This window comes from Conexibacter woesei Iso977N (genome assembly GCF_000424625.1).
GTDB classification, from domain to species: domain Bacteria; phylum Actinomycetota; class Thermoleophilia; order Solirubrobacterales; family Solirubrobacteraceae; genus Baekduia; species Baekduia woesei_A.
Window position 1 is genome coordinate 79660 of record NZ_AUKG01000002.1, and the last position, 15011, is coordinate 94670.

Annotated in this window: 9 protein-coding genes; 8 read left to right on the forward strand and 1 reads right to left on the reverse strand. The window is 70.4% G+C overall.

Annotation, left to right across the window (positions count from 1 at the left end; genetic code table 11):
• Position 1 precedes the first annotated feature (1 nt).
• From treS to H030_RS0112635, 7 genes are read left to right on the forward strand one after another with little or no spacing between them, the layout of a single operon-like run.
• Positions 2-1849 (forward strand): maltose alpha-D-glucosyltransferase, encoded by a 1848-nt coding sequence (treS, locus tag H030_RS31710; protein ID WP_081690777.1) that lies wholly within the window; start codon positions 2-4, stop codon positions 1847-1849.
• The gene (locus H030_RS0112605; RefSeq protein WP_027006371.1) at positions 1846-3255 is read left to right on the forward strand and encodes a maltokinase N-terminal cap-like domain-containing protein; all 1410 of its coding nucleotides are present in this window, start codon (positions 1846-1848) and stop codon (positions 3253-3255) included. The genes treS and H030_RS0112605 overlap by 4 nt, the downstream gene beginning before the upstream one ends.
• Positions 3252-5483 (forward strand): 1,4-alpha-glucan branching protein GlgB, encoded by a 2232-nt coding sequence (gene glgB / locus H030_RS31715; protein ID WP_155892018.1) that lies wholly within the window; start codon positions 3252-3254, stop codon positions 5481-5483. The genes H030_RS0112605 and glgB overlap by 4 nt, the downstream gene beginning before the upstream one ends.
• An 11-nt stretch (positions 5484-5494) precedes the next feature.
• Positions 5495-6853, forward strand: coding sequence for an NCS2 family permease (locus H030_RS0112615; RefSeq protein WP_027006372.1), 1359 nt, complete (start codon positions 5495-5497; stop codon positions 6851-6853).
• On the forward strand, positions 6843-8585 hold the full coding sequence (gene treZ, locus H030_RS31720) for a malto-oligosyltrehalose trehalohydrolase (RefSeq protein ID WP_081690778.1): 1743 nt from the start codon (positions 6843-6845) through the stop codon (positions 8583-8585). The genes H030_RS0112615 and treZ overlap by 11 nt, the downstream gene beginning before the upstream one ends.
• Entirely contained in the window at positions 8582-10735 is a 2154-nt protein-coding gene (gene glgX / locus H030_RS0112630; protein WP_027007628.1) for a glycogen debranching protein GlgX, read from the forward strand. The genes treZ and glgX overlap by 4 nt, the downstream gene beginning before the upstream one ends.
• On the forward strand, positions 10732-12777 hold the full coding sequence (locus H030_RS0112635) for a malto-oligosyltrehalose synthase (RefSeq protein WP_027006373.1): 2046 nt from the start codon (positions 10732-10734) through the stop codon (positions 12775-12777). Before glgX ends, H030_RS0112635 begins: the two co-directional genes overlap by 4 nt.
• Before the next feature lie 370 nt (positions 12778-13147).
• Here H030_RS0112635 and H030_RS31725 read toward each other — a convergent pair whose 3' ends face one another.
• Positions 13148-14029, reverse strand: a complete 882-nt coding sequence (locus H030_RS31725; protein WP_051222544.1) for an EamA family transporter — start codon at positions 14027-14029, stop codon at positions 13148-13150.
• Positions 14030-14103: 74 nt separating this feature from the next.
• Here H030_RS31725 and H030_RS0112645 point away from each other — a divergent pair, with 74 nt between their 5' ends.
• Positions 14104-15000 (forward strand): LysR family transcriptional regulator, encoded by an 897-nt coding sequence (locus H030_RS0112645; RefSeq protein ID WP_035128129.1) that lies wholly within the window; start codon positions 14104-14106, stop codon positions 14998-15000.
• Positions 15001-15011 lie beyond the last annotated feature (11 nt).

Here is a 15011-nt window from a genome sequence, read left to right on the forward strand (position 1 = left end):
CATGGCAACCGAGGCACGTGAGTCGTCGGCCGACGCGCCGACGCGGTTCGGGGCGGCGGACGGCGAGCAGGCCCGCGAGCTGCAGAGCGAGCACGAGGGCCAGAGCAAGACGCTCAGCGCCGCCGACCCGACGCACTGGTTCGAGCGCGACCCGCTGTGGTTCAAGCGCGCGGTCTTCTACGAGATCCACCTGCGCGGGTTCTTCGACGGCAACGACGACGGCTCCGGCGACTTCGCCGGGCTGACCGAGAAGCTCGACTACCTGCAGTGGCTGGGCGTCGACTGCATCTGGCTGCTGCCGATGTTCCCGAGCCCGTTGCGCGACGGCGGCTACGACATCGCCGACTTCTACGGGATCCATCCGGACTACGGAACGGTGGAGGACTTCGAAGCCTTCATCCTGGCCGCCCACGAGCGCGGCATCCGCGTCATCGCCGACCTGGTGATGAACCACACGTCCAGCGACCACCAGTGGTTCCAGGACGCCCGCAACGCGCCGGCCGGATCGCCCGAGCGCGACATGTACGTCTGGTCCGACACCGACGACAAGTACGCCGACGCGCGGATCATCTTCACCGACACCGAGACGTCGAACTGGACCTGGGACCCGGTCGCGGGCCAGTACTTCTGGCACCGCTTCTTCTCCCACCAGCCGGACCTCAACTACGACAACCCGGTCGTCCACGAGAAGATGCTCGACGTCCTGCGCTTCTGGCTGGACCGCGGCCTCGACGGCTTCCGCCTCGACGCCGTGCCCTACCTCTACGAGCGCGAGGGCACCAACTGCGAGAACCTGGAGGAGACGCACGAGTTCCTCCGCAAGGTGCGCGCGACGGTCGACGAGGAGTACCCCGACCGCGTGCTGCTCGCCGAGGCCAACCAGTGGCCCGAGGACGTCGTCGAGTACTACGGGAAGGGCGAGGGCGACGAGTGCCACATGGCCTTCCACTTCCCGGTCATGCCGCGCATGTTCATGTCCTTGCGCCGCGAGGACGCCACGCCGATGGCCGAGATCCTGGAGCGCACGCCCGCGATCCCGCACACCGCGCAGTGGGGGCTGTTCCTGCGCAACCACGACGAGCTGACGCTCGAGATGGTCACCGACGAAGAGCGCGACTACATGTACGGGGAGTACGCGAAGGACCCGCGCATGAAGATCAACGTCGGGATCCGGCGGCGCCTGGCGCCGCTGCTCGACAACGGGCGCGACGAGATCGAGCTGATGACCGCGATCCTGTTCTCGCTGCCCGGCTCGCCGGTCCTGTACTACGGCGACGAGATCGCGATGGGCGACAACATCTACCTCGGCGACCGCGACGGCGTCCGGACGCCGATGCAGTGGACGGGCGACCGCAACGGCGGCTTCTCGCGCGCCGACTTCGCCCAGCTCTACGCGCCGCCGCTGATGGACCCGGTCTACGGCTTCCAGGCCGTCAACGTCGAGGCGCAGCTGCGCACGCCGACGTCGTTGCTGCGCTGGCTTCACCGCTTCGTGGCGCTGCGCAAGGAGCACCCGGTCTTCGGGCTCGGCGACTACCAGCTGATCCAGACCGAGAACCCGCGGATCTTCGCGCACCTGCGGACCTACGCCGACGACGTGATCATGTGCGTGCACAACGTCGCGCGCAGCGCGCAGGCGGTCGAGCTGGACCTGTCGGCCTACGAGGGCCGCTACCCGGTGGAGATGTTCGGGCGCACGCGCTTCCCGCGCATCGGCGAGCTGCCGTACCTGCTGACGCTCGCGCCGCGCGGGTTCTTCTGGTTCGTCCTGGACAAGCCGGCGGAGGCCGAGCCGCAGGCCGAGATCGGCGATGGCCACCACGACAACAACCCTGAGGAGGCCGCATGACCGCGCCCGTCCGCGAGCTGCGGCTCCCCAGCGAAGACGCCCTGCGCGAGTTCGTCATCGCGCAGCGCTGGTTCGGCTCGAAGTCCAAGGAGGTCGCGCACTTCCGCGTCCTGGAGACGATCCCGCTGACCGAGCAGCCGCTGGGCATCGCGATCCTCGAGGTCGAGTTCCTGCCCGGCACGCACGAGCTCTACCAGCTGCCGATCGGCGCGCGGCCGGAGGGCGAGGCGGCCGCCGAGGGCGTCAGCGTCATCTGCACCAACGAGGGCATGACGATCTACGACGCGATGAGCGACGACGACACCGCGCGCCGGCTCGTCCGGATGATCGCCGCGGGCACCGAGATCGAGACCGGCTCCGGGACCGCTGAGTTCCACGCGGTCGGCGACCTCGCGCTGCCGGAGATCCAGGACGTGCGCCCGATGGGCGCCGAGCAGTCCAACTCCTCCGTGGTCCTCGACGAGAAGTACGTGTTGAAGGCCTACCGCCGGCTCGGCGCCGGGCCCAACCCTGAGCTCGAGATCCTGAGGTTCCTGACCGAGCGCGACTTCCCGCACATCGCCGCGCTGCGCGGCTGGTACGGGCACTCCGGCCGGCTGATCGACGCGACGCTCGGGATCGTCCAGGACTTCCTGACCGGCGCGACCGACGGCTGGGACCTGGCGCTCGCCGACCTGCGCGAGGACCCGCAGCGCTTCGTCGCGCGCGCCCGCGCGCTGGGCGAGGTGACCGGCCGGATGCACACCGCGCTGGGCTCGGACGGGCAGGACCCGGCGTTCGCGCCCGAGGAGACGTCGACCGAGGCATTGGGGTTGATCACCGCGACGGTCGACGAGGAGATCGAGCGGATGTTCGTCGACCTCCCCGACGACCTCGAGGCGCTCGAGCCGATCCGCGGCCGCGGGCAGGAGGTCCGCGACCAGCTGCGGCGCCTGACCCAGGTCGGCAGCGCCGGCAAGGTCATCCGCCATCACGGCGACTACCACCTCGGCCAGGTCATGTTCACGGCCGACGAGGACTGGGTCGTCCTGGACTTCGAGGGCGAGCCCGCGCGCACGCTGATCGAGCGCCGCCGCAAGCGCTCGCCGCTGCGCGACGTCGCCGGCATGCTGCGCTCGTTCGCCTACGCGGCGACCGCGTCGGAGCTGCTGCACGGCGCCGCCGCGCCCGAGGGCTGGGAGCAGTCCGTGCGTACGGCGTACCTCGATGGGTACATCGAGGAGAGCGACCAGTCCTTGCTGCCGCCTGGACGGGCGGCGGTCGAGCGGCTGCTGGCCGTCTTCGAGCTGGAGAAGGCGGTGTACGAGCTGCGCTACGAGCTGGACAACCGGCCGGACTGGGTCAAGATCCCGGTGGCCGGGATCGCGCGGCTGCTCGAACCCGAGACGACGGAGCCGGAGGCATGACCCGCACGATGCAGGACGAGCGCTTCACCAAGGCCTGGCAGAGGGACGCGGAGGCGTTGTCGCGCAACGAGCTGGCCGACCCGCACGCGCTGCTGGGCGCGCACCCCGACGGCGACGGCGGGACGATCGTCCGCGCCTGGCGCCCGGGCGCCGAGCACGTCGTCGTCCACCACGACGGCGGCAGGGACTTCGGCGCCGAGCTGGTCCACGAGGCCGGCGTGTGGGCCGTGCACCTGGACGGCATCAAGCCGCCGCTGAGGTACACGGTCGAGACGCGCTACCCGGACGGGGTGACGGTCGAGGACCGCGACCCCTATGCCTTCCCGCCGACGGTCGGCGAGCTGGACCTGCACCTCGCCGGCGAGGGCCGCCACGAGGAGATCTACGAGCATCTTGGTGGCCATCTCCGGGAAGTTGATGGCGTTCTCGGCGTCGCGTTCTCCGTCTGGGCGCCGAGCGCCAAGGCCGTCGCGGTGGTCGGGGACTTCAACGCGTGGGACGGGCGCCTGCACCCGATGCGCACGCTCGGCCCGTCCGGGATCTGGGAGCTGTTCCTGCCCGGCGTGAGGGCCGGCGCGCTCTACAAGTTCGAGCTCAGGACGCAGGGCGGCGCGCTGCGCGTCAAGACCGACCCGTACGCGCGGGCGGTCGAGATCTCGCCCAAGACCGCGGCGATCGTCACCGACTCGCGCCACCAGTGGGCCGACGGCGAGTGGGTCGCCCAGCGCGGCGAGCAAGTGCAACATGAACGCCCGATCTCGATCTACGAGGTCCACCTCGGCTCCTGGCGGCGCGACCCGGAGGACCCGGAGCGGCTGCTGAACTACACCGAGGTCGCCGACCAGCTGGCCGCCTACGCGACCGACATGGGGTTCACCCACGTCGAGCTGCTGCCGGTCATGGCGCACCCGTTCACGGGCTCCTGGGGCTACCAGGTCACCGGCTACTTCGCGCCCGATCCGCGGCTGGGGACGGTCGACGACCTGAAGGCCTTCGTCGACCGCATGCACGAGCACGAGATCGGCGTGCTGCTGGACTGGGTCCCGGCGCACTTCCCGCGCGACGACTGGGCCCTGGCGCGCTTCGACGGCACCGCGCTCTACGAGCACGACGACCCGCGCCGCGGCGCGCACCCGGAGTGGGGCACGTTGGTGTTCAACTTCGGGCGCAACGAGGTCCGGAACTTCCTGCTGGCGTCCGGCATCTTCTGGTGCAGGGACTTCCACGCCGACGGCCTGCGCGTGGACGCGGTCGCGTCGATGTTGTACCTGGACTACTCGCGCAAGGCGGGCGAGTGGATCCCCAACGAGCACGGCGGCCGCGAGGACCTCGAAGCGGTCGCGTTCCTGAAGGAGCTCAACACCGTCCTGCACGCGCGCGAGCCGGGCGTGATCAGCGCCGCCGAGGAGTCGACCGCGTGGCCGGGCGTCTCGCGGCCGACGTACGTCGGTGGCCTGGGCTTCGGGTTCAAGTGGAACATGGGGTGGATGCACGACACCCTCAACTACTTCGCGCACGACCCGATCCACCGCCGCTTCCACCACCACGAGCTGACGTTCTCGTTGATGTACGCCTTCTCCGAGAACTTCATCCTGCCGCTCTCGCACGACGAGGTCGTGCACGGCAAGGGCACCATCTACTCGCGGATGCCGGGCGACCACTGGCAGAAGCTCGCCAACGTCCGCGCGCTGTACGCGTTCCAGTGGGCCCACCCGGGCAAGCAGCTGCTGTTCATGGGTCAGGAGTTCGCGCAGCCCGACGAGTGGAACGCCGAGCGCTCGCTGGACTGGCACGTGCTGGATCAGCGCGACGACGAGGGGCGCCCGACGTTCGGCGGCGTCCAGGCGCTCGTCCGCGACCTCAACCACGTCTACCGCGACCAGCCCGCGCTGTGGGAGCGCGACGGCGACCCGGAGGGCTTCGCCTGGATCGAGGCCAACGACGCCGAGAACTCGGTCGTGGCGTTCATGCGCCGCGCGAGGGACGGCTCGCCGCTCGTGTGCGTCATGAACCTGACGCCGGTCCCGCGCGAGGGCTACCGCGTGGGCCTGCCCAACGGTGGGCGCTGGCGCGAGGTTCTCAACACCGACGCCGAGCAGTACGGCGGCTCGGGCACCGGGAATTTCGGCGGCGTCGACGCCGAGGAGCTGCCGTGGCACGGCCAGGCCCACTCCGCGGCGATGACGTTGCCTCCGCTGGGTGTGTTGTGGTTCGCCCCTGAGGGGTAGAGACGGCGCTGGTGCAGAGCCTCTTCCGCTTCGACGCCCGCGAGACCTCGCTTCGCCGCGAGGTCCTCGGTGGCGTCGTCACGTTCCTCACGATGTCCTACATCGTGTTCGTCAACCCGGCGATCCTGTCGTCCGCCGGGCTCCCGTTCGACGCGGTCGCCGTGGCGACCGCGCTGGCCGCCGCCGGGTTTACCATCATCATGGGCCTGGCCACCAACCTGCCGTTCGCGCTGGCCTCGGGCCTGGGCATCAACGCGGTGGTGGCGTTCGACATCATCTTGGGACGCAGGGTGTCGCCGGACGTCGGGATGGCGTGCATCGTCCTGGAGGGCGCGGTCGCCGTCGTGCTGGTGCTCGCCGGGCTGCGCGAGGCGGTCGTCCGGGCCGTGCCGTCGTCGCTGAAGCTGGCGATCGGCGTCGGCATCGGGTTGTTCATCACGTTGGTCGGGCTGCGCGACGGCGGCATCGTCGTCAACGACGCCGCGACGGGGATCGCGCTCGGCGACCTGACGTCCGGGCCGGCGCTGATCGCGCTGGCGGGCATCCTGGTGGCCTTGGGGCTGAGCGCCGCGGGCGTGCGTGGGTCGATCCTGCTCGGGATCGGGACCTCGACCGTGCTGGGGCTGATCTTCGGCGTGCTGGACGGGCCGAGCGCGGTCGCGCGCTGGCCGACGAGCGACGACTTCTCGACGATCGGCGACGGGCTGTCGTCGTCGGCGCTGGGCGACGCGCTGACGTGGACGCTGGTGCCGGTCATCTTCTCGCTGTTCATGACCGACTTCTTCGACACGGTCGGGACCGCCTACGCGGTGACCAGCGCGGGCGGGCTGCTCGACGAGGAGGGCGAGATCCCGAAGGTCAGGAACCTCTTGTTGGTGGACTCGCTCGCGGCGGCGGGCGGCGGCGCCATGGGCGTCTCGTCGGTCACGACCTACGTGGAGTCCGGTGCGGGCGTCGCGGAGGGCGCGCGGACCGGGTTCGCCTCGGTCGTCACCGGGTTGTTGTTCGCCTTGACGATCTTCTTCGTGCCCTTGATCGCGGTCGTCGGCCAGGGCGTCGCGGTGAGCAAGGACACCACCATCCACCCGGCGATCGCGCCGGCGCTGGTCATGGTGGGGTACTTGATGATCCAGCTCGTACAGGGCATCGACTGGGAGCAGCCCGAGGACGCGGTCCCGGCGTTCCTGGTGATCATCGGGATCCCGCTGACGTTCTCGATCTCCGCCGGCATCGGGCTCGGCGTGTTCGGCTACGTGGTCGTGATGATCGCGCGGCGGCGCGCGTCGGAGATCCACTGGATCATGTGGGGCCTCGTGCCCTTGTTCGCGGCGTTCTTCGCCTCGGACTGGCTGGGCGCGCATGTCTTCTAGCGAGCTGCCGTGGGAACGGCCGCTGGGCGCGGTGCCGCTGGGCGACGGGAACGTGCGGTTCCGCGTGTTCTCGCTCGACCACGACCCGGTGCTCCAGCTGCGCGGCGAGGCGATCCCGATGGAGGACGAGGGGCGCGGCACGTGGAGCGTCGTCGCGCCGGCCGCGGCGGGCGACGACTACCGCTTCGTCCTCGACGGCGACGCGCTCCCGGATCCCTGCACGCGCTTCCAGCCCGAGGGCCTGCGCGGGCCGTCGCGGGTCGTCGACCCGTCGCGCTGGACGTGGGACGACGCGGGGTGGGACGGCGTCGCGCTGGAGGACCTCGTCGTCTACGAGCTGCACGTCGGGACGTTCACCGAGGAGGGGACGTTCGACGCGGTGATCCCGCACCTCGCGGGGCTGGCGGCGATGGGCGTCACGGCGATCGAGCTGATGCCGGTCGCCTCGTTCCCGGGCAGCCGCGGCTGGGGCTACGACGGCGTCTACATCTGGGCCGCGCACGAGGCCTACGGCGGGCCGGACGCGCTCGCGCGGCTGGTCGACGCGGCGCACCGGGTGGGGCTGGGCGTCGTGCTGGACCTGGTGATCAACCACGTCGGCGCCTCCGGGAACACCGCGATGGCCGCGTACGGCCCGTACTTCACCGACAAGTACTCCACCTTCTGGGGCGCGGCCATCAACTACGACGACGCCTGGTCCGGGCCGGTGCGCGAGTGGGCCGTGCAGTGCGCGGAGTACTGGATCCGGGACCTGCACCTCGATGGACTACGTCTTGATGCGGTCCACGCGATCTTCGACTCCTCCGCCGAGCACGTCGTCGCGGAGCTGGCGCGGCGCGTCCACGCGGTCAACTGGCGCGCGCTGGTGATCGCCGAGTCCGGGCTCAACGACCCCAAGGTGGTGCGCGAGCCCGAGTCCGGCGGCTGGGGCTGCGACGCCGCGTGGGCCGACGACGTCCACCACGCGATCCGGACGCTGGTCACCGACGAGCACGAGGGCTACTACGCGGAGTTCGGCACGGTCGCCGACCTCGTGCACGTGCTGCGCGACCCGCACCTGCACGACGGGCGCTGGTCGGAGTTCCGCAAGCGCCGCTTCGGCGCGCCCGCGCGCGGCTGCCCGCCGGAGCGGTTCGTGGTCTTCGACCAGAACCACGACCAGGTCGGCAACCGCGCCTTCGGCGACCGGCTGCCGCACGACGCGCGGCCGTTGGCGGCGTTCTGCACGCTGCTGTCGCCGTACACCCCCATGTTGTTCATGGGCGAGGAGTACGGTGAGGACGCGCCGTTCATGTTCTTCACCGATCACATCGACGAGGAGATCGCCGTGGCCACGCGAGAGGGGCGGCGGGCCGAGTTCGCGTCGTTCGCGCAGTTCGCGGGCGAGGAGGTCCCGGATCCGCAGGACCCGGCGACGTTCGCCCAGTCGCGGCTGACGCGGCGCGAGGACCCGAGGCTGCGCGAGTTGTACGTGAACCTGTTGAGGGCGCGGCGCGCGCTGCCGCGCGGGCCGGTCGACGACGTGCGGGCCGATCAATCCGAGGGTTGGGTCCGGGTCCGTCGTGGGGACTACACCTTGGTGATGAACTTCTCTGACGGCGAGCTCGTCGTCCCCGGTGACGCCGCGCGCGTCATCGCCCTGGCCACCCACGACGGCGTCGCGCTGCGCGCCGACGGGCACGTCGTGCTCCCGGCGCTGGCGGGCGCGCTGATCCAGGGCGTGGTCGCATGAGCGGCGACGGTGACGGCGGCGGGCGCGAGGCCTGGCCGGGCGAGCCGTTCCCGCTCGGTCCCACGTGGGACGGGCAGGGCACCAACTTCTCGATCTTCTCCGAGAACGGCGAGCGCGTCGAGCTGTGCCTGTTCGACCGCGATGGGGTGGAGGAGCGAGTTGAGGTGGTCGATCAGACCGCGCACAACTGGCACTGCTACCTGCCGGGCGTCGGGCCGGGGCAGCGCTACGGCTACCGCGTGCACGGCAAGTACGCGCCGGCCGAAGGGCATCGCTTCAACCCCAACAAGCTGCTGATCGACCCCTACGCCAAGGCGATCGACGGGATCGTCGACTGGGACGCCGCCAACGCGCTGCCCTACACGCCGCCCGACGACGGGGTGACCGACGACGCCGACTTCGAGTTCGACGACGAGGACAGCGCGCCGGCGATCCCGAAGTGCGTCGTCGTCGACGAGTCCTTCAACTGGGAGGACGACAGGCCGCCGCGGATCCCGTGGACCGAGACGGTGATCTACGAGACGCACGTCAAGGGCCTGACGAAGCAGCTCGACCAGTTGCCCGAGGAGCTGCGCGGGACCTACGCGGGGCTGGCGTCCGACGAGGTCGTCGGGTACCTGAAGGACTTGGGCGTGACGGCGGTCGAGCTGCTGCCGATCCACCACATCGCCGACGAGTCGTTCCTGCACGAGCACGGGCTCAAGAACTACTGGGGCTACTCGAGCATCGGCTACCTGGCGCCGCACTCGCCGTACGCGGCCAACCACGAGCCGGGCGAGAACCTCAAGGAGTTCAAGGGGATGGTGAAGGCCCTGCACCGCGCGGGGCTGGAGGTCATCCTCGACGTGGTCTACAACCACACGGCCGAGGGCAACCACCTCGGTCCGATGTTGTCGTTCAAGGGCGTGGACAACGCGGCGTACTACCGGCTGTCGCCCGAGGACCCGCACTTCTACATGGACTTCACGGGGACGGGCAACACGCTCAACGCCGTGCAGCCGGCGGTCCTGCGGATGATCATGGACTCGCTGCGGTACTTCGTGCTGGAGTGCCATGTGGACGGGTTCCGCTTCGACTTGGCGTCGACCCTGGCGCGGCAGTTCTACGACGTCGACCGGCTGGGGTCGTTCTTCGACACCATCCACCAGGACCCGGTGCTGTCGCAGGTCAAGCTGATCGCCGAGCCGTGGGACGTCGGGCCGGGCGGGTACCAGGTCGGCAACTTCCCGGTGCTGTGGAGCGAGTGGAACGGGATCTACCGCGACACGATGCGCGACTTCTGGCGCGGGCAGGCGTCGATCGCGGACTTCGCGTCGCGGTTCACGGGGTCGTCGGACCTCTATGCCGACGACGGGCGGTCGCCGTTCGCGTCGATCAACTTCATCACCGCGCACGACGGCTTCACGCTTCGTGACCTGGTGTCGTTCAACGACAAGCACAACGACGCCAACCAGGAGGGCAACCGCGACGGGACCGACGACAACCGGTCCTGGAACTGCGGCGCGGAGGGGGAGACCGACGACGAGGGGATCGTCAGGCTGCGCGCCCAGCAGCAGCGGAACTTCCTGACCACGTTGATGTTGTCGCAGGGCGTCCCCATGTTGTTGGGCGGCGACGAGCTGTGCCGCACGCAGGGCGGCAACAACAACGGGTGGTGCCAGGACTCGCCGATCTCGTGGTACGCGTGGGACATCGGTGAGGACGGGCGATCGTTGATGGAGTTCACGCGGCGGCTGATCGCGCTGCGGCGCGGCGAGCCGGTGTTCCGGCGGTCGCAGTTCCTGGCGGGCGAGTCGTCGGCGCCGGGGCTTCCGGACGTGTGGTGGTTCCGGCTCGACGGGCGGCGGATGACGCGGCGCGACTGGGAGAACCCGGACCACCGGTCGCTGGGCGTGTTCCTGAACGGCAGCGCGACGGGTGCGCGCGATCGTCACGGCGTGGCGGTCGAGGGCGACTCGTTCCTGATGTTGTTCAACTCGTATCACGAGGACGCGGTGTTCCAGCTGCCGGCGGCGCGGTTCGGGCGGACGTGGAGCGTCGAGCTGACGACGGTCTCGCCGGACATCGAGCCGGGGCACGAGTCCTACAGGGCGCGGGGGCAGTGCTACGTGTCGTCGCGGTCGATCACCGTGCTGCGGCGGACGGCGTGAGCGACGTCAACCGCGCGCCGTTGCGGGCGACGTACCGGCTGCAGCTGGGGACCGACCTGGACTTCGCGCGGGCCGCGGAGCTTGTTCCTTATGTTGCGGATCTCGGGTGCTCGCACCTCTACCTCTCGCCGTCGTTCCAGGCGCGCGAGGGGTCGACGCACGGCTACGACGTGATCGATCCGGGGCGAGTGAGCGACGCGCTCGGCGGGGAGGACGGGCTGCGCGCTTTGGCCGAGGTCTGCCATGCGCATGGCATGGGCATCATCTTGGACGTCGTCCCGAACCACATGGCGACGGATGACGGCAACCGCTTCTGGTCCGATCCGGAGCTGCGGGAGAAGTTCTTCGACGTCGACCCGGTCAGCGGGCGCTGGCGGCGGTTCTTCGACATCGACGAGCTGGCCGGCGTGAGGATGGAGGACCCGGAGGTCTTCCACGCGGTGTCGGACCTGGCGCTGCGGTTGGTGCGCGAGGGCGTGATCGACGGGCTGCGCGTCGACCATCCGGACGGGTTGGCGAACCCGCGCGAGTACCTCGACCGCCTGCGCGAGGGCGGGGCGGAGAACGTGTGGGTCGAGAAGATCCTGGACCCCGGCGAGGAGCTGCGCGCCGACTGGCCCGTCGCGGGGACCGTCGGCTACGAGTTCGCCAACGACGTCGCGGCGCTGTTCGTCGACCCGGCAGCGGAGAGGCCGCTGACCGAGTTGTATGACTCGCTCGTGGACGACCCGCGACCGTTCGGCGAGGTCGCCGACGAGGCGAAGCTCGAGCAGGCGACGACGTCGTTCAGGCCGGAGGTCGAGCGCCTGGAGCGGTTGTGGCCGGAGGCGCCGGACCTCGCGGCCGCGGTGTCGATCCTCCCGATCTACCGCACCTACGCCGAGCCCGCGCTCGGCCACGTCGAGGCGGCCGACCGCGAGGCGCTCGCGAACCAGCCCGACGCGCTGCGCGCCGTGCTCACGCTCGACGACGTCTCGTCGGCGCCGTCCGAGTTCGTCACGCGCTTCCAGCAGACGACGCCGGCGGTGATGGCCAAGGGCGTCGAGGACACCGCGTTCTACCGCTACACGCGGTTGTTGGCGTTGAACGAAGTCGGTGGTGATCCGTCGCGGTTCGGCATCACGGCCGACCAGTTCCATGCCGGGAACGCCGCGCGGCTGCCGCACAACCTGTTGGTCTCTTCCACGCACGACACGAAGCGCACCGGGGACGTCCGGGCGCGGCTCGTCGCGTTGACGTGGATGGCCGACGAGTGGGCCGGCGCGGTGCGGTCGTGGTTCGAGGTCAACGAGCCGCTGCGGAAGAGCGGCGCGCCGACGCCGTCCGAGGAGCTGCTGATCTATCAGACCCTCGTCGCGACGTGGCCGATCGAGCCCGACCGGCTCGAGGCCTACCTGGAGAAGGCGCTGCGCGAGGCCAAGGTGTCGTCGAACTGGATCTCGCCCAACGAGAGGCACGAGGCTGCGGTCAAGGCGTTCGCGGTCGGCCTGATCGACCATGGTCCCTTCCGCTACGGCTTCGACGTCATCGCCGACCGCGTCGCGGAGATCGGTGCGCGCATCGCGCTGGCCCAGACGCTCCTCAAGCTCACCGTTCCGGGGTTGCCCGACACCTATCAGGGCGACGAGCTCTGGAAGTACGCGCTGGTCGACCCCGACAACCGCCGCCCCGTCGACTGGCAGGCCCACGCCACCGCACTGGAATCCCTCCGCGCCGGCTCGCCGCCCACCGCGGAGACCGCGAAGCTCCACCTGACGACCGCCGCCCTCGACCTCCGCCGCCGCCGTCCCGAGAGCTTCGCGACCAACAACTACATCAAGGTCGAGACCTCGAGCGACATCCTCGCCTTCCTCCGCGGCGACATCCTCGTAGCGACCTCGATCCGCGACACCTCCACCGGCACAACCCCCTGGACCCTGCCCACCGAGGCCACCGGCACCTGGCACGACGTCCTCTCCGGCGAAACCTACGACCTCCCCTCCGGCGCCACCCTCTCCGGGATCCTGGGCCCAACCCAACTAGCCCTCCTCGAACGCACCTAGTTACGCGCCCGATCCCGGCGGCGCAGCGACCGCCCTTTCCACGTCATCAGCCTCCGCGCCGCCGACCGCTCGGTTGAAGGCGCTTCGCTTGATCGTTGTCGTCGGTGGCAAAGCAACGGATCGCGCTCTTTGCCGTCATCCGTCCGGCACCTAGTCACGCGCTCGATCCCGGCGGTCCCGCGACTGCCGGTTCCGCGCCCATCACTCCTCGCACCGCCGGCCGCTCGGTTGAAGGCGCTTCGCTTGATCGTCGTCGCTTGTTGCGGCGTGGAGCGGGCGCGGTCTTTGCCGTCATCCGTCCGGCATCGCTGTCGCTTCTGGTCCCGCGGAGTCGCCTAGTCGTCGTCTCTGGATTGTTGGGGTGGTTGATTTAGCGGGCCGGGGAGAGCTTGGTGAGGGGGTGGACGGTGGTGGTGGAGAGGGCGACGCCTGATACGACCAACAACGCTGAGGCGATTTGGAGGGGGCCGAGGGGTTCGTTGAGGAGGAGGGCGGCGAAGGTGAGGCCGAAGGGTGGGACGAGGAGGGCGAAGGAGGCGACTTGGGCGGCGGGGTGGGTCTTCATGAGGAAGGACCAGGCGCCGAAGGCGCCGAGCGTCGAGAAGGCGGCGATGTAGAGGACCGCCAGCAAGGACTTGGCGTTGAGGTGGAGGATGGTCTCCACGGACGAGGGGCCGTCGATCAGGAGCGACAGCATCAACAACGGCAGTGGTGGGATGAGGGAGATCCAGACCATCAGCGCGATGGGGTCGGCGGCGGTCGCGCGCTTCATCAGCAGGTTGGCGACCGCCCAGGCGGCGGCCGCCGCGAGGCACATCGCCAGGCCTGCCGCGGTCATCCCGCCGCCGCCGGAGGCGGAGGCGATCAGGCCGATCCCGAGCAAGGCCACCAACAACCCGGCGGACTGCGCGCCGGTCGGTCGCTCGCCCGCGACGAGCGCGGCCAGCAACAGGGTGAACGGCGCCTGCGCCTGCAGGACGACCGACGCCAGCCCGGCCGGCATCCCGACGTCCATCGACATGAACAACAAGCCGAACTTGACGATGCCGAGCGCCACGCCGATCCCCACGATCAGCCGCCACGGCACCGCCGGGCGCCGCACGAAGAACGCCAGCGGCACGCCGACGAGCGCGAAGCGCAGCGCGCACAGCACCAGCGGCGTGACCTGCTCCAGCCCGACGTCGATCACGACGAAGTTGAGCCCCCACGTCGCAGCGACCGCGACGGCGAGCAGGGCGTGGCGCAACGGCATGCGTCCCAAGATCGCGCGCGCGACCCTTCAGGACAAGCGAACGCTCCTTGCCTGATCCGTAAGCTGTGCTGAACATGCCGTTGGACGTCAAACGCCTCCGGGTGCTGCGCGAGCTGGCCGAGCGCGGGACCGTCGCCGCCACCGCGGCGGCGCTGTCGTTCACGCCCTCGGCGGTCTCGCAGCAGCTGTCGGCACTGGAGCGCGAGGCGGGCGTCGTCCTGCTGGAGCGGGAGGGACGGCGCTTGGCGCTGACCGACGCCGGCCGTGTGCTCGTCGCCCACGCCGACACGGTCCTGGCCCAGCTGGAGCGCGCCGAGGCCGACCTGCACGCCGCGTCCACCGAGGTCTCCGGCACGCTCAACGTCGCCGCGTTCTCCTCGTTCGCGCGCTCGCTGCTGCCTCAGGCGGCGGCCGCGATGCTCCGCCACCAACACCTACAACTGCACGTCCGCGACGCCGAGCCGCAGGACTCGATCCCGCTGCTGCGCCTCGGCGAGCTGGATGTCGTGATCGCCCAGCGCTTCCCGTATGTCCCGCGCGACTTCGGCCCGGCGTTCCACGTCGTGGAGCTGTTCGACGACGCGCTGCACCTCGCCACCGGCCCCGGCCACCACGACGCGCCCGCGCGCTTCGGCGCGCTCGCCGACCGCCCGTGGGTCGCCGGCCACCCGGGGACGTCGTGCCACGAGGTCGTCATCCACGCCTGCCACGCCGCCGGTCACGAACCGCGGATCGTGGGGTTCTCGAACGACTTCGCGGTCGTCGCGGCGCTCGTCGCGCAAGGTGTAGGCCTTGCGCTGATCCCGGAGATCGCCCACGACCAGGCGCCGCCGGAGGTCACGCTGCGCCCGCTCGACCCGCCGCTCTCCCGGCAGGTGCTGGCGGTCGTCCGGGCGGGCGCCGAGGAGCGGCCTGCGGTCGCCGCGTTCCTCGCCGAGCTGCGCGCGGTCGCGGCCGGCCGCCCGGACTAGACCACTCGTCC